The following is a 23,389-nucleotide window of genomic DNA, read 5'->3' as shown; positions in this document are numbered from 1 at the left end:
ATTATTGATTTCCCTTTTTATAATCTTCTAAGAACTTCGCTAAACCGATATCTGTTAATGGGTGTTTTAATAATCCAGTAATAGAAGATAAAGGTCCTGTCATCACATCACTACCAATTTTAGCACAATCAATTACGTGCATGGTGTGACGAATTGAAGCTGATAAAATTTGTGTTTCGAAAGCGTAGTTATCATAAATCTGTCTTATTTCAGCAATAAGGTTTAAACCGTCAGTTGAAATATCATCTAAACGACCTAAGAACGGAGACACATAAGTTGCTCCAGCTTTAGCAGCCAATAATGCTTGACCAGCAGAGAATACTAAGGTTACATTGGTTCTGATACCTTTATCTGAGAAATATTTACATGCTTTAATACCATCAGCAATTAAAGGTAATTTAACCACGATTTGTGGGTGAAGTGCAGCTAAAGCCTCTCCTTCTTTTACCATACCTTCAAAGTCTGTAGAAATTACTTCTGCACTAACATCACCATCAACGATTTCACATATCTTTTGATAGTGCGCTAAAATATTTGCTTCACCGGTAATTCCTTCCTTCGCCATTAAAGATGGGTTAGTTGTTACACCATCTAATACTCCTAAAGCTTGTGCTTCTGCAATTTCGTCTAGGTTCGCTGTATCAATAAAAAATTTCATTTTATATCCTATTTTATTAGTTGTTATATGCTTTTAAATACTCTAAAACCTGTTGGCTTACTTGTGGCCCTGTAAATCCGAACTTCTCATCAAGAACTCCTGCAGGCGCAGAATATCCGAAGTGATCTAATCCGAATACTTTACCAGCATCACCAACTAAACCTTCTAAGTTTACTGGCAAACCAGCTGTTAAACCAAATAATGGTTTGTTTTTAGGAATCACGCTGTTTTGGTAGTCTTTAGGTTGTAATCTGAATACACCTTCTGAGATTACTGAAGCAATATTCACTTTCAATCCGTTTTCTTTTTCCAAAATTTCAGCAGCTTCAACTAAAGTTGATACTTCCGATCCGTTGGCGATTAACACCACGTCTGGATTTTCAACTTCTTTCACTAAATAACCACCTTTTTCAGCAGCTAAAGCTTCGTTATATCTTGAATCGCCTTGCGCAGGGACATCTTTAATATTTTGTCTAGATAAGATTAAACCTGAAGGGGTAGAGGTATTTTCTAAAGCCATTTTCCAAGCAACTGAAGTCTCTGCAGCATCAGCAGGACGTAAGGCTAAGAAACTTGGTTTTCCGCTGTGGTTTTTAAGCTTTTCTAATAAACGAATTTGAGCTTCCTGCTCGATTGGCTGGTGTGTTGGACCATCTTCTCCTACACGGAAAGCATCGTGTGTCCAAACATACTTAACTGGTAATTCTTGAATACCACTTAAACGAATCGCAGGTTTCATATAATCTGAGAACACGAAGAAGGTTGCAACCACCGGAATAATACCTCCGTGTAATGCAATACCGTTAGCGATAGAAGCCATAGTTAACTCAGCAACACCCGCTTGTAAGAATCCTCCTGAGAAATCCCCTTTCTTAAGTGCGTGTGATTTTTTTAAGAAACCATCAGTTTTATCTGAATTCGATAAATCGGCAGATGATACTATCATGTTTTCAACATTCTCAGCTAAGTAACCTAAAACTGTTGAAGAAGCAACACGTGAAGCTACTCCTGGCTTTTGCTCGATAGCAGAGAAATCTAATTCTGGTAACTGACCTGAGAAGAAGAAATCCATTTTATCAGCTAATGCAGGATTTTCAGATCTCCAAGCGTTAATTTCAGCTTTTTTCTCCGCGGCCTGTGCTGTTTTTTGAGCAAGAATATCTTTGTAGAATGCTTCTACTTCCGGATAAATATCAAACGGATTTTCTGTATTAGCACCTAGGTTTTCCATTGTTTTAGCGTAATCTGCTCCTGTGTGTCCGATTGGTTGACCGTGTAATTCACAGTGTCCTTCGAACATACTACCATCGGCAGTTACACATCCTTTACCCATAATCGTTTTACCGATAATTAAGGTTGGTTTTTCAGTTTCGTTGTTTGCATCTTGTAATGCTTTACGAATTTCGTCGTGATTATGCCCGTCGATTGTAACAACTTTCCATCCCCAAGACTCATACTTCATTGCTGTATCTTCGGTAGTTACCTCATCTGTAGATGTTGACAACTGGATATCGTTAGAATCGAAGAACATAATGAAATTGCTTAATCCTAAGTGTCCAGCAATACGACCAGCTCCTTGAGAGATCTCTTCCTGAATACCTCCATCTGAAATGAATCCGTAGATTTTGTGATTCATCCAATCTCCAAAACGCGCCTGTAAAAATTTAGCAGCGATTGCAGCTCCAACTCCCATAGTGTGTCCCTGACCTAGTGGACCAGACGTATTTTCAATACCTCTTTTAACATCTACTTCTGGGTGACCCGGTGTAATAGAACCCCATTGTCTAAAATTAGCTACATCATCCTTTGCATAATTCCCTAATAGATAATACTGAGCATACATTAATGTAGATAAGTGCCCTGCATCCATGAAAAAGCGGTCTCTAAACGGCCACTCCATATCGGTTGGATCGAAGTTAAAGAACTCTGAGTAAAGAATGTGCATAAAATCTGCACCTCCCATTGGCCCTCCAGGGTGTCCTGAATTTGCTTTTTCTACCATCGCTACAGCCAATGCCCTAATATTATCTGCTGCCTGCTGATCTAATTTTTTGTTCATTTTAATTTAGTTAATTTAATAGTCAACGTTTTAGTATGTTGAACGCATTTAAAATAATTTTGCAAAAATATAAAAACATTTTACCCGAGCCTATTTTAAATGCATTAGTCTTGTGATATTCACAAATATATAACATTATTTTACAAGTGTACAATAAACACTTGTAAATTTTTCAAAGACTATTTAAAAAAACTAAAATTTTATTTGAAACTTTTTAATCCAATAATGCTGTCAAAGCCTGAAAATACTATCGAGAAGAATCCATTTTTCCCCAGGTCGAGCCATAGGTAATTCTTGTTGAAATTTCCACATAAAATTTTCCCATTCCTGAACTTTTGGATTGTTAGCATCCATTTCGGTTTTCCTTTCGAAAGAAAATGTATCATTTACTTCCATAATCATGAACAACCTATTACCAATGTTAAAGATTTCCATGTCTTCTATTCCAGATTCCTTTATACTTTCTAAGATTTCTGGCCAAACCTTTTGATGTAGTTGTATGTATTCGGCAATTAATTCCGGATTATCCTTTAAGTCACAAGCTAAACAATATCTTGTTAATCCCATAAATAAATTTTAAAAGATTAAAATTATTCTGTCAACAAGGAACGATCCAAATGCACATAACCACCATCAACAAAAATGAATTGTCCCGTTGTATGAGACGAACGATCTGAAATTGTAAATAAACAAGTATCTGCAATTTCTTCGGGTGTTGTCATTCGATGTTCTAAAGGAATCTTTTTAACTATAGACTGTAATTTTTCCTCTCCGTTTTCAAGAGTTTTAATCCAAGTATCGTAAGCAGGTGTCCAGCTTTCTGCAATAATAATGGCATTTACACGAATACCTTCTTTAATTAAATCGACTGCCCACTCACGTGTTAAACCAAGCACACCTCCTTTTGAAGCTGCATACCCTGATGTTCCACCTTGACCTGTCATACCTACTTTAGATCCTATATTTAAAATGTTTCCTTTGGAAGCTTTAATATATGGTAAGCAATATTTTGTCATGGCGAAGAAGCTTACCAAATTCAATTTAAGTGACCACATAAAATCATCAATTGAGGCATCTAGCCCTGCTCCATCATTAACCCCAACATTATTAATTAAAGCATCTATACGACCATACTTTTCAGCAATGGTTTTTACCGCCGCTTCAATTTGAACAGGATCGGTTAAATCAGTTTTCACAAAAATAGAATCGATCCCGCGTTCCTGTAATTCCTTTTCGTAAGCATAACCACGATCGTTTCTACAAACAACCACAGGTATTGCGCCTTCATCAGCTAAACGTTGAACAATAGTTTCACCAATACTCCCTTTTACCCCGGCAGCACCAGTTACCACAACTACTTTATCTTTTAAATGTAAGTCCATGTCTTATAGTTTATAAAATTTCATTGCATTTATACCCATGATTTGCTGTTGCTCATCGGCACTTAAAGCTGCAATAAAATTGGTTGTTAATTCTTTTACTTTTGTATAGTTACCTGCTACCAGACATACCGGCCAGTCTGAACCAAACATCACGCGATTCGGACCAAAAACCTCTAAAACAAGTTCCATATACGGCTGAATCTGTTCTGGTGTCCAAGTATTATAATCGGCTTCGGTTACGATACCAGACATTTTACAATACACATTTTCGTACTTCGCAATTTCTTTCATTAAAACCGCCCAGCCATCGTAAAAACCATCTTTAATATAAGGTTTCGCAATATGATCGATGACAAAATTCATGTTTGGAAAACGCTTTACAAAGTCTAAAGTAGCACCTAACTGATGAGGAAAAATTAAAATGTCGTAGGTGTAACCATTATTCTCCAATACCTCAATACCTCTCAAAAAATTCGGACGTAACAAAAAGTTATGGTCCGGCTCTCCCTGAACCACATGTCTGAATCCTTTTAATTTATCTACTTCACTATATTTCTCAAGTGTTGCTTCTAAATTATTAGCTCTTAAATCTACCCAACCCACAACGCCTTTAATAAAACTATTTTCATTTGAAAGTTGCAATAGAAAATCGGTTTCTTCAAGGGTTTGATCGGCTTGCACCGCTACACATCCGTCAATACCATTTTCCTGATAAACAGACTGTAAATCGGAAGGCATAAAGTCCTTACGAATTACAACCATGTTATCATCTATCCATGAATGCTTTACGGGTTCGTATTTCCAAAAATGCTGATGACTATCTATTATCATTTTCCTGGGTAAGCGATAACATTTTGTTTTGACACTCCTAAACCTTCGATACCTAATTCCATAACATCTCCTGGTTTTAAGTATAATGGTGGTGTTAATCCTAAACCAACTCCGAATGGTGTTCCGGTTGAAATAACATCACCAGGTAGTAAGGTCATAAACTGACTGATATAACTGATAGATTCCTGAATATTGAAAATAAAATCTGAAGTTGAACTATCCTGCATCATTTTTCCGTTTAACTTTAGCCATAAGTGTAAGTTGTTCGGATCTTTAATTTCGTCTTTTGTTGCCATAAATGGTCCAAGAGGCGCGAACGTATCACAACCTTTTCCTTTACACCATTGCCCTTCTTTTTCGATTTGAAAAGCACGCTCACTAACATCATTATGCAATACGTAACCCGCAATATGATCCATAACCTCATCTTGTGAAATGTAAGACGCTTTTTTTCCAATAACCACAGCTAACTCAACCTCCCAGTCGGTTTTTTCACTGCCTTTAGGAATGACAACATCGTCGTTAGGCCCTACAATTGCTGTTGTTGATTTGAAAAACAATACAGGTTCACTTGGTATTTTCATGCCTGCTTCAGCGGCATGTTTTGCGTAATTTAATCCTATACAAACTAATTTTGACGGACGGCAGATTGGAGATCCTAATCTTACATCTTCTCCAACTACTTCACATTTTGACTGATTAATTTTCAACCATTCCTCTAAACGTTCCAGTCCGTTGGTTTCAAAAAAGCGTTCTGTATAATCTTCAGCAAAAGCTGATACATCTATTTTAGTTCCGTCTGGTAATTGTATTCCTGGTTTTTCATTACCAGCTTCTCCAAATCTTATAAGTTTCATCTTAATCGTTTATTTATTTTTTTACTTTTAAATATTCTCGTTTTTAAATCTCTTATTCTATTGGTATAAAAATACTAAAAGATTCATCACCTTGTTTAGCCGCAAGGCCCAACACCTTTGGAATTCCATTTTCATGATATATAAATGGTCGTTCTAAACGATCTGGTATTAGCTTGGTTCCATCTTCTTGTTTCACCTCTTTAGGCATCAACTCATAATTCTGAGCTTTTTCCCAATGTAAACCATCTGCAGAGGTCACCATACCTATAAATCCATGAGCATGAAACACACCATAAAAACGATCTCTAATTTCGTCATACCACATAGACATATCTTCAGTGTCTATATAATCGATAACAGGTTTTTCCTGAATTACGAAAGGACCTATTGGTGATTTAGAAATGGCCATAGCCTGGTTTCTGATAAAACGCTTTTCGTTAGGCTTATCACCTTTTACTATTAAGTAATAATTTCCGTCCTTAGCTTTCGTTATCGCTGGATTTACCGTAATCGTTGTAATAGGACCTGAGGGCTCTATTAATGGCGTATCAAAACGTTTCCATGGTCCGTTTATAGAATTAGCAACTGCTACGCCAACACGTTGATTTGGTCTTAAAATTTTCCAATTCGCATGACCATAACCCGTATGAGCCGTTTCTATCAATTCTTCTTCTGTAAAGTTCTTATCACCTAAATTAGTACCTACGTAATACAGATAATATTTCCCATCAAAATATTTGATTTTAGGATTATGTGCTGTAATCGCATCCCATCTATTCTCCCGGGCTCCTTGTAAGACAGTTTCTTTATATGTCCACGGTCCAGCAGGACTTTTTGATGTCGCATGTGCTATTTCAGAATGTGTTAACCACCCATAGAAACCATATTCTTTTTTCCAACGGGAATAAAACATATGATACTTACCGTCATCAGTTTTTAAAATTGATGTTCCCCAATTATAATAACCTTCTGTTTTAAAAATATTGTCTGCTGTAATAGGCTTAAAACTGTCCTTCAAACTTAAATCATCGTTTGTGCTTTGAGCACTAACCAAAGTATAAGTAAAAGACATCAATACTATAATTAAAGAACGAATCTGCTTAAGCATATTAACCGTTTAATTTTATAAATCCGCCATCTATTGGAAAATCTGTACCTGTAATGAATGAGGCTTCATCTGAACATAAAAATAGTGCTAAATCGGCAATTTCCTGAGGTTTCCCCATACGACCGATAGGTTGTGTTTGTGATAATTTTTCAAACATTTCAGCTTCTTTTCCTGGATAATTGTTTTTTAAGAATCCATCTACAAATGGCGTGTGTACACGCGCCGGAGAAATACAGTTACAACGAATACCATCGTTGATATAATCTTTAGCTACAGAATAGGTCATCGTTAGAGCCGCACCTTTAGACATCGAATATGCAAACCGATCATTAAGCCCTACAGAAGATGCAATTGATGCCATATTGATAATTACTCCGCTTTGCTTTACTTTCATATGAGGAACCGTTGCAAAAATACAGTTGTAAACCCCTTTTACATTCACACTATACACGCGGTCTAAATCGGCTTCTGGCGTGTTTTCAACATTACCAATATGTGCGATTCCTGCATTATTAATTAAAATATCAACACCATTTTTTTCTGCAATCACATTAATAACGTCAACCACTTCAGTTTGATTTACCACATTACATTGGTGTACTTCAGCCTTTCCTCCGTCTAATTCAATTTCAGATTTTGTACCTTCAGCATTATCAACATTCAATTCTAAAATGTGAACATAAGCACCTTGACCTGCTAAAGTTTTAGAAATCGCTTTACCAATTCCACTACCACCGCCTGTAACAATAGCTGTTTTATTTTCTAGACTAAATTTCATCTTATTATATTTTTCTTAATATTTATGAATATACTTTTTTACTCTGCACTAAAATTAACCATAGCCTTAATGACTCCGTTTTTCGGATCTAACCAAGAGTCGAAATTCGCAATCATTTCTGTATAAGGGACCTTATGAGTTACAAATTTATCTGTTGGGAATTGCTTTAGGTTATCAATAACAAACTGAAAATCTTCTAAAGTTGCATTTCTACTACACATAATAGTTGATTCTTTAGCGTGAATTCCCGGATGACTGAACACCAAATCGCCTTTTGAAAGCCCCACTAACACATAGCGCCCACCGTGTGACATATAAGCGATCCCGCCTTCAAGCGCACGCTTGTTTCCTGTACAATCGAAAACCGCAGTTGCTAAATCGCCGTTAGTAATTTTAGATACTTCTTCGGCTGCCGTTTCTGAAACTTTAACCACGTGTTTCACCCCAATTTCGTTTTTCACAAACTCTAAACGCGATTCGTCGACATCTATACCAATCACTTCGGCTCCTTTAATTTGTGCCAGTTTCATTAAACCTATTCCTATTGGTCCACAACCAACAACCACAATAAACTCTCCAGCTTCAATAGTAGCTCTTCGGATGGCGTGTGCACCAATGGCTAAAGGCTCTACAATTGCCATTTCTTCGTAAGACAGGGTATTGGCAGGAATTAATAAATCGGTTCTCACCGCAACAACTTCCTGCATACCTCCATCGGCATGAACTCCTAAAACCTTGATATTACTACAACAGTTGGTTTTTCCTTTTCGACAGGCAATACACTCACCACAGCTTACATAAGGCATCACGATAACCTTGTCGCCTACTTTTAAATTCTGATTGTTTTCTCCAACCTCTAAAACTTCAGCAGCCAGCTCGTGACCTAAAATTCTTGGGTAAGTGAAAAATGCCTGATTTCCGGAATAGGCATGTAAATCGGTACCACAAATTCCAACACGGTGGATTTTTATTAAGGCTTGATTCGCCTCGAGAACCGGTTGCTCTTTTTGTTTTAATGCGAATTTTGTTGGTTCTTCGCAAACTATATAGTTCATTATTTTAAAACTAAATTATACTAACTCTCCTATTTCTACAACGACATGCCTCGTTTCCAAGGAATGAAATCGTTCTGTTCTAATTTTCTGGCTTTTACCTGTTTTCCACTCGCTACTTCGATTACGTAATCTAGTAATAATTCACCCGTTTCTTCAATAGTGGCTTCCCCATCAATAACCCCTCCTGTATTAAAGTCTATGATGTCGTTCATTCTGTTGAATAGTTTTGTGTTTGATGACACTTTTATTACCGGTGTAATCGGGTTTCCTGTTGGCGTTCCTAAACCTGTGGTGAATAAAATAATATTGGTCCCTGAACCTGCTAAACCGGTAGTAGACTCAACATCGTTACCTGGTGTGCACAATAAATTAAGTCCTGGTTTAACTACTTGTTCGGTATAATCTAAAACATCTTCTACCGGTGATGTTCCTCCTTTTTTAGCAGCTCCTGCCGATTTGATAGCATCGGTAATTAGTCCATCTTTTATATTTCCTGGTGAAGGATTTGCTGAAAACCCACCGCCTAATAAACTTGCTTTTTCATTATAAACCGCCATGATATTTGAAAACTTATCAGCTTTCTCTTTCGACTGACATCTGTTTATTAACTCCTGCTCTACACCATTCAATTCCGGAAACTCTGCTAATACCGTAGCTCCTCCTAAACCAACTAATAAATCGGACACATAACCCAAAACAGGATTCGCTGAAATTCCTGAAAACCCATCGGAGCCTCCACATTCTAATCCGATAACCAACTTATCTAAAGTTGCCGGTTGTCGTTCAATTTTATTAGCTTCCATTAAACCAATAAAAGTTTTCTTTACCGCTTCAGCTAATAACTCTTTTTCAGAATTCATGTTTTGCTGCTCTAAAAAAAACACCGGCTTGTCGTTATGAGGAGCCATTTTACTTAAAGCATCCTTCAAAATTTTCGATTGCGCATGCTGACAACCTAAACTTAATACCGTAGCACCTGCTACGTTCGGGTTATTAATATAACCCGCCAGTAAATGACATAAAGTAATGGCATCGGATGTTGAGCCACCACAACCGCCGTCGTGTGTTAAAAAACGAATACCATCAACATTTGGAAATAATGGATTTTTAGAAACATCATCTGCTTCCCTTAAAATATCTTGCTCTAAAATAGCTTCGGCAGATTCACCTGCCTTATAAGATTCAATTAACCTTTCAACATTTAAACCTAAGTGTTGTTGTTTACCAAACCCTAATTTATCGACCAAGGCATTTTTTAACACCTCAACGTTTCTGTTCTGACAAAACACCAAAGGAATGATTAACCAGTTATTCTCGGTTCCTACTCTTCCGTTAGTTCTGTGATACCCTAAAAACGTTTTATTCTTAAACTTTGATACATCTGGTGCCTGCCACTGTACTTTTTCATTAACATGGTCAGCACTATAATGCTCGGTGTCGTGCTCTAAATTTTCCGTAGTGATAAGTCCGCCTTTTACAATCTCTGTTTTAGCTCTTCCTACCAAAACCCCGTACATATAAATCGGATCTCCGGTTTTGAAATTTTCGGTTGCAAACTTATGTTTGGCGGGAATTGTATCTGCCAAAACATATGATTGATCCTCATACGAAAGTGTTGTGCCTTTTGCTAAATCGGTTAAAGCCACCAGTACATTATCTTTCGAATGTATTTTTAGTATTTCCTGTCTATTTCCTATCATTTATGAATAAGATTAATAATTGCAATACTATAAATATAAAATCATCAAATCTTCCTAAATCATGACTAAATATGATACTTTTTTTGCCAAAAAATACAATTAACTAATTTAAAAGCAAAAAACATACTTTAAAAACCTATCGCCCTTGATATGAATTAACGTGTTGTTTGATATACTCTGAAGGATTACACCCCATTATCATTTTAAACTGACGATTAAAATTTGAAATATTATTAAACCCAACTTCATAGCAAACCTGAGAAATATTCACCTTTTGTTCCAGCAACAATTTACAAGCATAACCAATTCGAATTTCGGCTACATAACGGGAAAACGGTTTACCATTAACCCGTTTAAACAATCGGCTGAATGCGGTTGCATTCATATTTGCAATCTTCGCAACTTCTTCTAAAGATAGATTTTTGTTGAAGTTTTTAAAGATATATGCATACACCTTATCAAGCGTTTTGTTCGTTTTCACTTTAAACGATTTCATATAGCCCGAACTCGCCAGCAACTTAAAATCTTTATGTGCAGAAAGCGTATTGAGAATATTTAAAAATGTAATAGTTTTATGAAATCCGTCTAAACTTAACATGTTTTGAACAGTTATTAACAACTCTTCTTTAAGATTTAAAAACTTAATTCCAAAACGGGCTCTATCGAATAACTCAGACACATGCTGCATCTCAGGAGTTTCAAAAAACTTATCGCCTAAAAATTCCTTTTTGAAATGAATAGCTACAGATTTAGCGATCAGTTCAGAAGCTTCATCAAAATAAGCTTCATGATTCAGCCACATATGTGGCGTGTTCTTACCAATCAAGAACACATCACCAACTTCAAACTTTTCAATACCATCCCCAACAAAACAATTGCCGTCGCTTTTTAAAATAACAACCAGTTCGAGTTCGGGATGGTAATGCCAGAGTTTCAAAAAATTAGAACCTTCATGTACTTTAGCAGTAAACGACGTATCGCTTGGTGTACTCCTATCGATTAAATGAAGTTTCATCGGTTTGTTTATTTTTTATTCTACTTCAATTTGAATGGTCGCTGCAATCAAGCCTTTTGAAGATGCTTTGAACTGAATATTTTCGGCTTTACCATTCGATTGAATGATTACCACACATTTTCCGTTATACGCTTTACGCTTGTTAGCCTTAAACGATTCTAAACTCGCCTGATATCCGTTATCTACACCAACAATTTTTCCGCCACCTTTAACTTCAAAATGAATTAAGTTATCGGCTCTTGGCGATAAATTACCCTGGTCGTCATTCACTTCTACAGTTACATAAACCAAATCGTAGTTATCTTTTTTAATTGTTGACTTATCAGCTTCCAATACTAATTTTGAAGCTACACCTGCCGTATGCACTTCTTTTTCTAAAACCACTTGTCCTACTTTTCGAGACACGACTTTAATGGTTCCCGGCTCGTACTTTACCTTCCAGGACACATGTAAATCTTCGCCTTTCTTAGACTTTACCCCTAGGGAGTTTCCGTTTACAAAAAGCTCGATCTCATCGGCATTATTATAATACGCCCAAACGTCTACTTCCTGACCTAGACTCCAATTCCAATGTGGTAATACGTGCAATACGTTGGTATCACTCCACTCGCTTTGATACATGTAATACACATCCTTTGGTAATCCTGCCAAATCAACAATTCCAAAGTACGAACTACGTGCCGGGTACGGATAAGGAATAGGCTCGCCGATATAATCGAAACCTGTCCAGATAAATGTTCCTGCTATATAATCCAGTTTCTTAACGGTTTTCCAGTTTTCTTCATGCGTTGTTCCCCAATATGCTGCTACATTATCGTAAGCTGAAACTGTAAAATCGTCATTACCATCAAAAGGTTCATTATGTGCTGGTGGCCAGAATTTAATATCCGACGATGTTACATCATAGTGTCCACGTGTTTCTAATGCAGATACACTTTCGGAAGCTATTATTTTTTGACCTTTAAAATTCTCTGGAAAAGTCCCATAATCTTCATGCTTATAATTAAACCCTAAAAGGTCTAAAGCTCCTGACTGATAGATGAAGTTTTTCTCAGGTACGTTTTCTGTCAACGCACAGGTTACTGGTCTGGTCTGATCTAAACTTTTTACGATTTTCACTAAATCTTTAGTCATTGCAATTCCTGTACTATCAAATTGCTCACGAATTTCGTTACCAATACTCCACATCATTACCGAAGGGTTATTTCTATCTCGACGAATTAAATCCTGCAAGTCGCGTTTATACCATTCATCCCACTCAAGATTATAATCATTCTTTACCTTACGCTTTTTCCAAACATCAAAAGCTTCTACCTGAACAATTAATCCCATTTCATCACACAACTGCAACAATTCTAAAGACGACGGATTATGCGCTACACGAATGGCATTCACCCCCATGTCTTTCATGATTTGAAGTTTTCTTTTTATAGCATGTTTATTAGCCACAGCACCCAAAGCGCCGTTATCATGATGCAGACAAACACCATGAATTTTAGTTGGCACACCATTTAATGAAAAACCTTTTTTAGCATTGAAGCTGAAATAACGAATACCCAGTGGCGTTTCGTAATTATCAACCAAAGTTTCACCTTCATAAATCTTGGTTTTTACCGTATACAAATACGGATTTTCAACACTCCACAATACAGGATTTAACACTTCCATTTGTTGTCTGGTGACATAAGATGTATTAGGTTGAATTGTATCTATTTTCTCTGAAACCACAACTTCTAAATCATCGGAATCTAAAATAGTATTCACTAATTTAAATACACGTTTTCCAGTACTATCGTTTTTAATAGTTGTTTCGAAAGCAACCGTCGCCTTATCCTTTAACACCTTGGGCGTTGTGACATAAATCCCCCAATGGTCTACATATAGATTTTCAGTAGCCACTAAACGCACATTTCTATAAATCCCTGATCCGGTATACCAGCGCGAATTAGGCTGTAACGAATTATCTACTTTTACAGCAATCACATTTTCCTGAGTTCCAAAATGCACATAATCGGTCAGGTTATAAGCGAAAGAAATGTAACCGTAGGGACGCTTACCCAAATAATGTCCGTTTATCCAAACTTCACTATTTCTGTATGCACCATCAAACTCCACTGAAACCGACTTACCATTCCAATCTGCTGGCAAAGTAAAGGTTTTTCTATACCAACCTATTCCTGCAGGTAAGGCTCCACCTTCAGGTTTTGTTGGGTGTTCTTCACTAAAATCACCTTCAATACTCCAATCGTGCGGCAGGTTAAGTATTCGCCAATCGGTTGTAGTAAAATTAGATTGAATCGCCTCAGGAAAATCGCCTAATTTAAAATTCCAATTGAAATTAAAATCTTCAACTATACGCACATCTTTTTCAACAACGTCTTCTGTTTTATTACATGCTAAGAATAAGCTGACCAGCAGCAACAGGCTAAAGATTTTAGTTTGATTTAATGTCTTGTTCATTATGTGTACTCGTAATTAATAATCGCTTTTATTGAAATTCGAACGGCTCTATTCGAAGTCCTTTCATGTTGTCTGATTCTAACCGAATCTTATAGGTTCCGGCATTGATATATCCTCCGGAAGTAGTATTTAATATTTTCCACTTTTCATTCTGAATCGGGAATTCGATATCGTCATTTCTTAATAAAATACCGTTAGCATCTTCAATTTTTAATCTCACCTTCAAGGGCGCGTCAGTTAAATTCATATACCTGAAACGCATTAAATAAATATTAGCAACTCCAGGCGTAACGGTAAAAGTAATACTGTTTTTTGTGTTTTCGGCAAACCCAACGTAATCACTTTTCTTAAAAAAGCCATTTTTAACGCCCGAACCTATTTTTTTCGACTGCTTCAGTTTCTAATTGAACAATATAACTTTAATTAAAGTTACTTTAAATACTTCACCAAACTCGGCGCTTTCTTTTTTAATTCTGAAACAGCCAGTTTAGCAACCTCATTAGCACCTAAATTAGACAAATGCGTGTCATCGTGTTTACCATCTTTGTAATACGAATGTTCTCCTGGTTCAAAATGAAGATGTAGTTTTTTAGAACCTTCCACACCGTAAGATTCCTCTAAATATTCCGTGAAATATTGTAAATCTACAAACGGAACATCGTATTCTAAAGCCACTAAACGGGTTTCTAAAGGATACTCGCCATGCGTATCGATTAACGTTCCAAATTCATTAAAGTTTCGTCTTACAATAGAAGAAAACAAGATTGGAGTTGCGCCTTTAACTCTAGTTTCTTCTATAAACTTGATTAAATTATGGCGGTAGGTTGTATGCGGATTTGTATATCGGTCTGGCGATTTAAACTTCTGATCGTTGTGCCCAAACTGAATAAACACAAAATCACCCGCTTTTAAAGTTTCCAACACCGAATCCCATCGGCCTTCTCCAATAAAACTACGACTGCTTCTACCATTTACCGCTCGGTTATCTATAGTAATATCTTCGGTTACATAATTCGGTAAAACTTGTCCCCAGCCATGCTCAGGATTTGTTTCCGGATTCGTTTTATTTGCCATAGTGGAATCGCCAATCATGTAAATTGTGGTTTGCGCCATGCAACTCGACATAATTAATAATAGCGTGATGAGATGTAATTTTAAAATACGTTTTATATTCATTTTTAACGCATTTATAAGTTTCGATACCATGTAGTTGTTGATTTTAAAATATTTTCTTTTGTGTATTTCTTTGCTTGTGATTTCTTAAGTTGATGTGACCAAGACACACGTCTTTCCGGCTGATATCCTTCTCCTGAACAATTGTATTCCGCATAAAAAGATAATGTTTCGGCTTCCGGTTTTTTCCAGTTGTGCCAGCCTTCAGGTTTGATATGTTTACCCATTTTGCAATTGATAAAAACCGTTTTAGCATAAAATCGCCATGGTCTTCCTAAGTAGACTTCGGTCACATTACTATCAGCGGTAAGGTTACAATTTTTAAACACATAACCATAAGCCTGACTTTTCGGCGTAGAAGCTGCAGTGATATATGAATTCGATTTGTTGTAAATTTCACAACCTTCAAAAAGTATCGTGGCTTCCCCGAAAATAAAATCGGTAGTCCCTTCAATATAGCAGTTTTTAAAATACTGTTTAAAGCCCTCGCCTGCTGTATAAACCGTATCCTGATTTCCTATGAAGGCACAATTTTCAAAATAACAGCGATTTGCATTTACCGAAAGTGCAATAGCCTGTCCTACGGGTCCGGCCATATTTTTGACCGTAATATTTTTAGCAATAAAATCGTCACCTTCCACTAACAACGTTGATGTATGAAATGTACTATTTCGTCCTAAACCAATCTTTTTAAAATAATCATCGAAAGTGATTATAGTACCTTCTTTACTTTCCCCAATTAAAGACACATTCGTATTCCATGAATAAACATGCACCTTTTCATTATAAACTCCATTTTTAACATTAATAACAACTCGCTCATATGGAAAGGACTTTGCCGCATATATAGCATCCTGAATCGTGGTAAAATCGCCAGTACCATCTTGAGCAACCACCATATTATAAAGATTTAGATTATCTTTTTCCTTTATTTGGAATCCATAAGAAGGGTTTATAAAAGTTATCAATATCACAAAAAGAAACGTAACACGCTTTAGAAAATTATTCTCATTATAATTCAGACACATATATTAAAATTTAAACTAGACTATTATATACTTCACCATGAAAATTAGTTTATTGACTTTTAAATATAATAAAACCTAAACAGAACAAATATACCTATTGATATCGTAAATTATGCAATCGATTATCTTATTTTATAAATTACAATTCATAAATCATCTGAGCTATCTTATTAAAAATTGCTTCAAGCAATTTAAGCCAAAAAAGAGATTTATATATGGAACTAGTCAATAAATCCTTCTGTAATATTTATTAGGTTTAAAAATTTCAAACTTTTAAACAATTAAAAACCTATCTTATTAAATCCATTAAAATAAATACACTACAAATCACACACCTATTCGTTAAAAGCCCAACAATAATTTGCTGAAAAAAAAATAATAATTATATTTGGGACAATCGATTACATAGAGTGCTAATTGTATAACAAAAATTTCTTTAAGAAATCTAATAATCAAGCTGCATATTCTAACTTTTTTCTAACCCAAAAAAGGTAATCAAAAAGACAACTAACAACTAACATATACTAATTATGCCCAACGGATACCATCCAATCTTTCTCTATTGTAAACAAAATACTCGCTATACAAACAATTAAACAAACTATCTATGACAAACTATTCAATTTTTGAACATCAATTTTTCTTACTCAAAGTGAGAAAAAAAACACCCCCACAAAAAAAAGCTGGTCTGGCTTTGTTTATGGGTATTTTTTTACTTTTTACCGGAGTCATATATGCTCAATCTGTCACGGTTAATGGAACTGTAACTGATGGAGGTGAATTTGGAGGCCCTCTTCCTGGTGTTACGGTAATTGTAAAAGGAACCAGTAACGGAACATCAACAGACTTTGATGGCAATTACTCTTTAACTGTTGAAAACCCGAACGCCACACTTATCTTTTCATACGTTGGTTACGAAAAGCAAGAGGTTAATTTAAATAATAAAAAAACGATTAATGTTACCCTGCAACCAAGTTTAGAATCTTTAGATGAAGTTGTTGTTGTTGGTTATGGAACCGCGAAAAAATCTGATTTAACAGGTTCTGTAGTTACTATTGGTGGTGAGACATTAGAAAAGCAACCTATAGCAAGTGTCGCTGAAGCTTTAACCGGTAGATTAGCCGGTGTTCAAGTTACCTCTTCTGAAGGTTCTCCTGATGCAGAAGTTAACATTAGAGTTCGTGGAGGGGGATCTATAACTCAAGACAGTTCACCTTTAATAATTGTTGATGGCTTTCCGGTAAACAGTATGAGTGATGTATCATCCTCTGACATTGAGAATATCACTGTTTTAAAAGATGCATCTTCAACTGCAATTTATGGTTCGCGTGGGGCTAATGGAGTTGTTATTATTACTACAAAAAGTGGTAAAGACGGTAAAATTTCAGCCAACTTTAATATGTTCTATGGTGTAAAAAAACTAGCTAAGACTATTGATGTACTTTCTCCTGAAGATTTTGTTAAATGGCAATATGAATATGCTCTTTTAAGAAACAGCGGAAGTGATGACCCAACAGAATCCTACGAAGAATATTTTGGGAATTGGCAAGATTATGACCAATACATAGGCATGAAGGGTAATAACTGGCAAAAGCAAATTTATGGACAAATGGGAGAAGTTCAAAGCAGAAACTTAGCTGTCCGTGGTGGTACAGAAAAACTAAACTTTAACTTCAGCTACACACTTTACGACGAAAAAGCAATTATGTTAGGTTCAGATTTCAAAAGAAACAACCTAGCACTTTCTTTAAAAAGTCAACCGAACGACAAAGTAGATTTAACCTTCACCTTACGTTACTCAGATACCGAAATTAATGGTGGCGGTGCTAACGAACAAGATGAAATTTCATCTGCAGATGCCCGACTTAGACACAGTGTTGGTTATTCTCCAATTCCTCTTCCTGGATTAACAACAGACAACACAGATGAGGCTTTATCCAGCTATTTGGTTAATCCTTTTGTGGCAGTAGATGATAACCAAAGACAAAAACTTAGAAAAAACTTCAATATGGTAGGAAGTTTTGGCTGGGAAATTATAGACAACCTTAAATACAAAATGGATTTAGGTTTAGATAACAGAAACGATCTGGATTATAGATTCTTTGGACGTTCAACCTATTACGCTAACAACAGACCCTCTGCAGAAAACCAAGGTCTACCTTCTTTAATGTGGGAAGACGAAAAACAAGTTAGATTTAGAAATGCCAACACTTTAAATTATGATTTTAAAAAAGTATTAAGCGAAGATCATAGCTTAAAACTTTTGGTTGGTGAAGAAATGATTTTTACAGAAAGCAACACACTGACTAACGAAGTGCAAGGCTTCCCTGATTTTTTTGATTTTGAAACTACTAAAAAATTAACCTCACAGGGAACTCCTATTTTTGTAGACAATTACTACTCTCCTGACGATAAATTACTTTCGTTCTTCGGGCGTTTAAATTACGACTATAAAAACCGTTATTTATTTACAGCGACCTACCGTGCCGATGGTTCAAGTAAATTTTTAGGAAATAACCGTTGGGGGTATTTCCCATCTGCTGCCTTTGCATGGAAAATTTCTGAAGAAAACTTTTTAAAAAATACTGATTGGATTAATACACTTAAAATTAGACTAAGTTATGGTGAAGCTGGTAACAACCGAATTCCTGCGGGACAAACCATACAAACGTTCCAATCATCAAACACAACATACATCAATAACGTATCAAACTACTGGAGGACATCTAATACTTTAGCTAACCCAGGTTTAAAATGGGAAACTACTGTTACACAAAATTTAGGTCTTGATTTTAGTTTATTCAGAAGTCGTTTAACAGGTTCATTCGAAGTTTACAAAAATGTAACTAAAGATTTATTAATTAATTTCCCTGTTCCTGGTACTGGATATGAATCTCAATATAGAAACATGGGAGAAACTCAAAATACAGGTTTTGAAGGATCTTTAAATGTAATTGCCATAGACAAACCTAATTTTGGCTTAGACTTCTCTATTAATGGTGGCATGAATAAAAACAAAATTAATTCCTTAGGCGTTATGGATGATTTTGGAATAAATACCAATTGGGCATCAACTCAAATAGGTAACGATTATGTTATTAATGTTGGAAAATCTCTAGGCGCCATGTACGGCTTCAAAAATGACGGACGCTATGAAGTTTCAGACTTCGATTATGATAGCGCTTCTGGAGAATACACTTTAAAAACAGGAGTAACATCAACATCTTGGTTAGGTGAAGCAGTTCCTGGTATGATGAAATTAAAAGATATTAATGGTGATGGTGATGTAACGGCAGATGACCAAATTATTATTGGAGATGCCTTACCAGATTTTACTGGTGGTTTTACTCTTAATGCACGAGCTTATGGCTTCGATCTGTCGGCAGCCTTTAACTTTAGTGTTGGAAACGATGTTTACAATGCAAATAAAATTGAGTTTACCACGGCTAATCAAAATAACCAATACAGAAACTTAAGCACGATTATGGCAGATGGGAAACGATGGACCAATTTAAATACTGAAACAGGTCAGTTAGTTACCAATCCTGTAGAACTCGAAGCTCTTAATGCGAACACCACCATGTGGTCTCCTTATATGTCTAGATATGTATTTAGTGATTGGGCTGTTGAGGACGCTTCATTCTTAAGGTTAAACACCTTAACATTAGGATATACAGTTCCAGACAAATATATGTCTCAAATAGGCATATCTAACTTAAGATTTTATGCTACGGCTAATAACGTTTTTGTTATTACAAACTATTCAGGGTTAGACCCAGAGGTTTCAACAAGAAGAAGGACACCTTTAACTCCGGGTGTAGACTATTCTCCATATCCGAGAAGCAGACAATTTGTTTTCGGATTAAACCTTAATTTTTAATTAAAAATTGTTTAGAAAAATGAAATATATCACAATATTACTTGGAATAATAGTAGCCGGAGTATCATATTCTTGTCAGGAAATTGAATCTGATTTTTTAGATGCACCGGCACAATCAACCATAGACGAATCTCTGATTTTTTCAAATGCAGGATTAGCCCGTGGTGCAATAGATGGAATTTTAGAACCCATGGGGCAAACCAACTCCTACAGAGGTCGTCACATCCCGTTTTATGGCTTCAATACAGATACAGAATGGAATTATAGTTCTGATGAAGTTGGTAGCGATCAAGGTGCTCTTATGATTTACGATGCTCAACCGAATAATACTCAAATGAACCGAGATAATAGTTCTTGGGCCATGATGTATACGGGTATTGAACGTGCTAATATTTGCATTCGTGGTATTCGTACCTATGGCAATCCAGAACCTGGAACAGAATTAGGCCAACTTTTAGGTGAAGCACTTACTTTGAGAGCCGTTTATTATGCCGATTTAATCAAAGCATGGGGAGATGTTCCTGCTCGCTTTGAACCAATCAACTCAGAAACTATCTACTTAGCTAAATCAAGTAGAGACGTTATTTACAAACAATTAATTGCCGACTTAGGTGAAGCTGCTACTTTAGTACCTTGGCCTAATGAATCTTCAACCACATCAAGTGTTGAAAACGTAAACAAGGCTTTTATTAAAGGACTTAGAGCGCGTTTAGCATTAGCTGCCAGTGGTTTCCAACAATATCCTAATGATGGTGTTAGACGAAGCACAGATGCAGATTTATCAGTTTCTAAAATGTATCGTTTAGCTTTAAACGAATGTAATGATATCATTAACAGTGGAACTGTAAAATTAGAATCTTCGTTTGAAACCGTTTGGAGAAAACTTAATGAAGAAGATATAGCCGCAGGTGGCGAAGCTTTGTGGCAAATACCGTTTGCAGATGGCCGTGGCCGTGTACTTTTTTCATTTGCTGTAAGACATCGCAGTGTCGATCAATATACAGGTCAAGCCAGAGGAGGAATTGCAGGCCCACTACCTACAATTTTTTACGATTTTGACGAAGCCGATACACGCAGAGATATTACCTGCGTACCTTATCAATGGGGAACCGCTGTTAATAGTGTTTCTCAACAAGAATTAGTAGGATTGGACACCTGGTACTTTGGAAAATACCGTTACGAATGGATGAATCGTTATGTAACATCTACTAACGACGATGGTGTAAACTTCATGTACATGCGTTATGCCGAAATTCTTTTAATGGCAGCAGAGGCTGCTAATGAATTAGACGGACCATCAGCTGCTGCGCCCTACCTTAAAGAACTACGTACACGAGCTTTTGACACTGCAGATCAAACAGAAAAAGTAAATACTTATGTTAACAACTTAACAACAAAACAAGCTATGTTTGATGCCATAGTAGACGAGCATTTATTTGAATTTACAGGAGAAATGCAACGCAAACAAGCGCTTATCCGTTGGGGATTACTTGGTGACAAGCTAAGAGAAGCTAAAACCAAAATGACCGATTTACAACTAAGACAAGGTGATTACGCCGATGTACCAACCACCTTATACTATAAATACCAAGACGATAACGAGACATTAGATATCTATGGTTTAAATAGAGGAGAAACTACAAATCCCGGAAGTGAATATTCTTCTAAAGCTTGGGATAGCGGTTTAGACGACGATGAGATTAATTCATTATTTAAAGAAGGTATCGACCCAGATGAAAGACAATTCTGGCCAATATGGCAAATCTTTATAGATAACAGTAATGGTCAATTAGTTAATGATTACAACTATTAGATTTTTACAAAAACATTTAAGAATTATGAAAAACATACATATAATAAAATCATTTATGATTACTTTGTTTGTTACCCTTACCGTCTACAACTGTGGGTACAACGAAGATGTAATCGAAGACCTGGATGTAAATAGAGAATTTTCTCCTGTTGCCTTAACTGCAAGAGTTAGAAATCAAACTACGGTAGAATTAAATTGGACTACAGACGACCATGTAGATCATTACATTGTAGAGTTTAGTGCCGATGATCCTAATTTCAATACCATTTTTAAAAGTCAGAATGTTTCTACCGAAGAACTTCCGGTCCAAATAAGACTGGAAGGCGAAACTGTTTACACAATACGTGTAAAAGCAGTAAGTGGTAGAGGTCTACAAGATTCTAAATGGACACTAACCGAGGCAACTACACTAACAGAACAAATCATGTTAGCTCCTGAAGCTGGTGATATAGAAGCACTTCAAGCGACCTTACGCTGGGAAGCAGGATTAAATGTTACTCATTTTATTCTCCAGCCAGGAGATATCAGATATGATATTTCTTCCGAAGAAAAAATAAACGGAGTAGCCACTATTACAGGACTAACTGCTGAGACAGATTATTCAGCAACCTTGTACAATAATGAAAAGATTAGAGGCACATCAACGTTTACAACTGGTATTGATATTGGAGACAACACTTTAGTTACCCCTGAAGATGACTTATTTCTGATGATTGAAAATGCTGTCCCAGGTGATATTTTATTATTAGAGCAAGGTGATTACACGTCCCAAATAGGAACCATAACTTTAGACAAGTCAATTACTATTCAAGGTTTGAGAACAGATTTTAAACCGCAGTTAAAAGTAAGCTTCTCTATAGTTACAGGAGCCTCCGATGTCAATTTAATTGATTTAGACTTAACTGGAGATACTGCTACAGAATTAACAGATGTTGTTCGCTACACTAAAGATGGCAACTACAATTCCCTATTAGTTAGTGGGTGCATTATTCATGACTATGACCGTTCGTTTATTGCTGGAAATGTCACCGACGCAATTGTTCAATCCATAACAGTTGAAAATTGTATTGTTACTAACATACTTACCAGTGGGGGCGATTTCATAGATTTTAGAAATTCTGATGTTTTCAACGTTTCTGTTAGAACTAGCACATTTAATAACTGTGCTCCAGGAAGAGACTTTTTCAGGCTTGATGATGCGGGAACATCTACACAAAAAGGGTTGGTTTGTAACGTACTACTTGAAAGTTGTACATTATATGCTTGTTCAAACACTAATGACAGAATCATGTATGTTAGATTTCAAACCAATGAAATCTCAGCTAAAAATAACTTGTTTGCAGAAACCTCTGCTTACTATTCAAATCAGAGTAGAACTGATGCAACTCCTGAGTTTGATAATAACAATTATTTTAATGCGCCTAGTTTTTATGATGTTGCCCAAACCATTTACGACAGCACTACATTTTATACAACTTTAGATCCTGGTTTTGTTAATGCAGCTTCCGGAGATTTCACAGTTACCAACCAAACCTTATTAGATAATCAGGTTGGAGACCCTAGATGGAGACAGTAATATTATGATAATAATT

General features: G+C 36.1%; 18 protein-coding genes. 3 read left to right on the top strand and 15 right to left on the bottom strand.

Features of this window, described 5'->3' with window-relative positions; translation table 11 throughout:
• Window position 1: 1 nt before the first annotated feature.
• The 15 genes from fsa to ICJ84_RS01980 form a co-directional block, all read right to left on the bottom strand.
• On the bottom strand, window positions 2-658 hold the full coding sequence (fsa, locus tag ICJ84_RS02050) for a fructose-6-phosphate aldolase (protein ID WP_188214695.1): 657 nt from the start codon (window positions 656-658) through the stop codon (window positions 2-4).
• A 16-nt stretch (window positions 659-674) separates the two neighbouring features.
• The gene (locus ICJ84_RS02045) at window positions 675-2,717 is read right to left on the bottom strand and encodes a transketolase family protein (RefSeq protein ID WP_188214694.1); all 2,043 of its coding nucleotides are present in this window, start codon (window positions 2,715-2,717) and stop codon (window positions 675-677) included.
• 231 nt (window positions 2,718-2,948) lie between these two features.
• Complete coding sequence (locus tag ICJ84_RS02040) at window positions 2,949-3,284, bottom strand: L-rhamnose mutarotase (RefSeq protein WP_188214693.1); 336 nt, start codon at window positions 3,282-3,284, stop codon at window positions 2,949-2,951.
• Window positions 3,285-3,307: 23 nt separating this feature from the next.
• Window positions 3,308-4,099 carry an SDR family oxidoreductase gene (locus tag ICJ84_RS02035; protein ID WP_188214692.1) on the bottom strand — a complete coding sequence of 264 codons (792 nt, stop codon included), beginning with the start codon at window positions 4,097-4,099 and terminating at the stop codon, window positions 3,308-3,310.
• 3 nt (window positions 4,100-4,102) lie between these two features.
• Window positions 4,103-4,930 (bottom strand): amidohydrolase family protein, encoded by an 828-nt coding sequence (locus tag ICJ84_RS02030; protein WP_188214691.1) that lies wholly within the window; start codon window positions 4,928-4,930, stop codon window positions 4,103-4,105.
• Window positions 4,927-5,787 (bottom strand): fumarylacetoacetate hydrolase family protein, encoded by an 861-nt coding sequence (locus ICJ84_RS02025; RefSeq protein ID WP_188214690.1) that lies wholly within the window; start codon window positions 5,785-5,787, stop codon window positions 4,927-4,929. Before ICJ84_RS02025 ends, ICJ84_RS02030 begins: the two co-directional genes overlap by 4 nt.
• A gap of 52 nt (window positions 5,788-5,839) precedes the next feature.
• Complete coding sequence (locus ICJ84_RS02020; RefSeq protein WP_188214689.1) at window positions 5,840-6,895, bottom strand: glycoside hydrolase family protein; 1,056 nt, start codon at window positions 6,893-6,895, stop codon at window positions 5,840-5,842.
• Between the two features lies 1 nt (window position 6,896).
• Window positions 6,897-7,673: an SDR family NAD(P)-dependent oxidoreductase gene (locus tag ICJ84_RS02015; RefSeq protein ID WP_188214688.1), complete on the bottom strand. Its 777-nt coding sequence runs from the start codon at window positions 7,671-7,673 to the stop codon at window positions 6,897-6,899.
• A gap of 38 nt (window positions 7,674-7,711) precedes the next feature.
• Entirely contained in the window at window positions 7,712-8,728 is a 1,017-nt protein-coding gene (locus tag ICJ84_RS02010; RefSeq protein WP_188214687.1) for a zinc-binding alcohol dehydrogenase family protein, read from the bottom strand.
• 35 nt (window positions 8,729-8,763) lie between these two features.
• A complete protein-coding gene (locus ICJ84_RS02005; protein WP_188214686.1) occupies window positions 8,764-10,428 on the bottom strand; it encodes a UxaA family hydrolase in 1,665 nt (554 codons plus the stop codon).
• Window positions 10,429-10,564: 136 nt separating this feature from the next.
• Window positions 10,565-11,443 (bottom strand): AraC family transcriptional regulator, encoded by an 879-nt coding sequence (locus ICJ84_RS02000; protein ID WP_188214685.1) that lies wholly within the window; start codon window positions 11,441-11,443, stop codon window positions 10,565-10,567.
• 15 nt (window positions 11,444-11,458) lie between these two features.
• Window positions 11,459-13,903 carry a sugar-binding domain-containing protein gene (locus ICJ84_RS01995; protein ID WP_188214684.1) on the bottom strand — a complete coding sequence of 815 codons (2,445 nt, stop codon included), beginning with the start codon at window positions 13,901-13,903 and terminating at the stop codon, window positions 11,459-11,461.
• A 28-nt stretch (window positions 13,904-13,931) separates the two neighbouring features.
• Entirely contained in the window at window positions 13,932-14,150 is a 219-nt protein-coding gene (locus ICJ84_RS01990; RefSeq protein WP_188214683.1) for a hypothetical protein, read from the bottom strand.
• 182 nt (window positions 14,151-14,332) lie between these two features.
• The gene (locus ICJ84_RS01985) at window positions 14,333-15,109 is read right to left on the bottom strand and encodes a rhamnogalacturonan acetylesterase (RefSeq protein ID WP_241748664.1); all 777 of its coding nucleotides are present in this window, start codon (window positions 15,107-15,109) and stop codon (window positions 14,333-14,335) included.
• On the bottom strand, window positions 15,091-15,975 hold the full coding sequence (locus ICJ84_RS01980) for a pectinesterase family protein (RefSeq protein ID WP_241748663.1): 885 nt from the start codon (window positions 15,973-15,975) through the stop codon (window positions 15,091-15,093). Before ICJ84_RS01980 ends, ICJ84_RS01985 begins: the two co-directional genes overlap by 19 nt.
• A 736-nt stretch (window positions 15,976-16,711) precedes the next feature.
• Between ICJ84_RS01980 and ICJ84_RS01975 the strand changes: the two genes are divergently transcribed.
• The 3 genes from ICJ84_RS01975 to ICJ84_RS01965 are packed head-to-tail and all read left to right on the top strand — an operon-like array spanning window position 16,712 to window position 23,373.
• The gene (locus ICJ84_RS01975; protein WP_241748662.1) at window positions 16,712-19,984 is read left to right on the top strand and encodes a SusC/RagA family TonB-linked outer membrane protein; all 3,273 of its coding nucleotides are present in this window, start codon (window positions 16,712-16,714) and stop codon (window positions 19,982-19,984) included.
• 19 nt (window positions 19,985-20,003) lie between these two features.
• Window positions 20,004-21,797 (top strand): RagB/SusD family nutrient uptake outer membrane protein, encoded by a 1,794-nt coding sequence (locus ICJ84_RS01970; protein WP_188214681.1) that lies wholly within the window; start codon window positions 20,004-20,006, stop codon window positions 21,795-21,797.
• 25 nt (window positions 21,798-21,822) lie between these two features.
• Window positions 21,823-23,373 (top strand): DUF5123 domain-containing protein, encoded by a 1,551-nt coding sequence (locus ICJ84_RS01965; RefSeq protein WP_241748661.1) that lies wholly within the window; start codon window positions 21,823-21,825, stop codon window positions 23,371-23,373.
• The last annotated feature ends 16 nt before the right edge of the window (window positions 23,374-23,389 follow it).

Origin of the sequence: Aestuariibaculum suncheonense, assembly GCF_014596935.1 — a bacterium.
Classification (GTDB): Bacteria; Bacteroidota; Bacteroidia; order Flavobacteriales; family Flavobacteriaceae; genus Aestuariibaculum; species Aestuariibaculum suncheonense.
The sequence above is the reverse complement of the archived record's forward strand: the minus strand, read 5'-3'. Positions and strand labels throughout refer to the sequence as shown.

What these genes read in the sequence shown, in the direction of transcription:
- fsa (WP_188214695.1), bottom strand. Translation starts at nt 658, where the DNA reads ATGAAATTTTTTATTGATACAGCGAACCTAGACGAAATTGCAGAAGCA.
- ICJ84_RS02045 (WP_188214694.1), bottom strand. Translation starts at nt 2,717, where the DNA reads ATGAACAAAAAATTAGATCAGCAGGCAGCAGATAATATTAGGGCATTG.
- ICJ84_RS02040 (WP_188214693.1), bottom strand. Translation starts at nt 3,284, where the DNA reads ATGGGATTAACAAGATATTGTTTAGCTTGTGACTTAAAGGATAATCCG.
- ICJ84_RS02035 (WP_188214692.1), bottom strand. Translation starts at nt 4,099, where the DNA reads ATGGACTTACATTTAAAAGATAAAGTAGTTGTGGTAACTGGTGCTGCC.
- ICJ84_RS02030 (WP_188214691.1), bottom strand. Translation starts at nt 4,930, where the DNA reads ATGATAATAGATAGTCATCAGCATTTTTGGAAATACGAACCCGTAAAG.
- ICJ84_RS02025 (WP_188214690.1), bottom strand. Translation starts at nt 5,787, where the DNA reads ATGAAACTTATAAGATTTGGAGAAGCTGGTAATGAAAAACCAGGAATA.
- ICJ84_RS02020 (WP_188214689.1), bottom strand. Translation starts at nt 6,895, where the DNA reads ATGCTTAAGCAGATTCGTTCTTTAATTATAGTATTGATGTCTTTTACT.
- ICJ84_RS02015 (WP_188214688.1), bottom strand. Translation starts at nt 7,673, where the DNA reads ATGAAATTTAGTCTAGAAAATAAAACAGCTATTGTTACAGGCGGTGGT.
- ICJ84_RS02010 (WP_188214687.1), bottom strand. Translation starts at nt 8,728, where the DNA reads ATGAACTATATAGTTTGCGAAGAACCAACAAAATTCGCATTAAAACAA.
- ICJ84_RS02005 (WP_188214686.1), bottom strand. Translation starts at nt 10,428, where the DNA reads ATGATAGGAAATAGACAGGAAATACTAAAAATACATTCGAAAGATAAT.
- ICJ84_RS02000 (WP_188214685.1), bottom strand. Translation starts at nt 11,443, where the DNA reads ATGAAACTTCATTTAATCGATAGGAGTACACCAAGCGATACGTCGTTT.
- ICJ84_RS01995 (WP_188214684.1), bottom strand. Translation starts at nt 13,903, where the DNA reads ATGAACAAGACATTAAATCAAACTAAAATCTTTAGCCTGTTGCTGCTG.
- ICJ84_RS01990 (WP_188214683.1), bottom strand. Translation starts at nt 14,150, where the DNA reads ATGAATTTAACTGACGCGCCCTTGAAGGTGAGATTAAAAATTGAAGAT.
- ICJ84_RS01985 (WP_241748664.1), bottom strand. Translation starts at nt 15,109, where the DNA reads ATGGTATCGAAACTTATAAATGCGTTAAAAATGAATATAAAACGTATT.
- ICJ84_RS01980 (WP_241748663.1), bottom strand. Translation starts at nt 15,975, where the DNA reads ATGGTGGTTGCTCAAGATGGTACTGGCGATTTTACCACGATTCAGGAT.
- ICJ84_RS01975 (WP_241748662.1), top strand. Translation starts at nt 16,712, where the DNA reads ATGACAAACTATTCAATTTTTGAACATCAATTTTTCTTACTCAAAGTG.
- ICJ84_RS01970 (WP_188214681.1), top strand. Translation starts at nt 20,004, where the DNA reads ATGAAATATATCACAATATTACTTGGAATAATAGTAGCCGGAGTATCA.
- ICJ84_RS01965 (WP_241748661.1), top strand. Translation starts at nt 21,823, where the DNA reads ATGAAAAACATACATATAATAAAATCATTTATGATTACTTTGTTTGTT.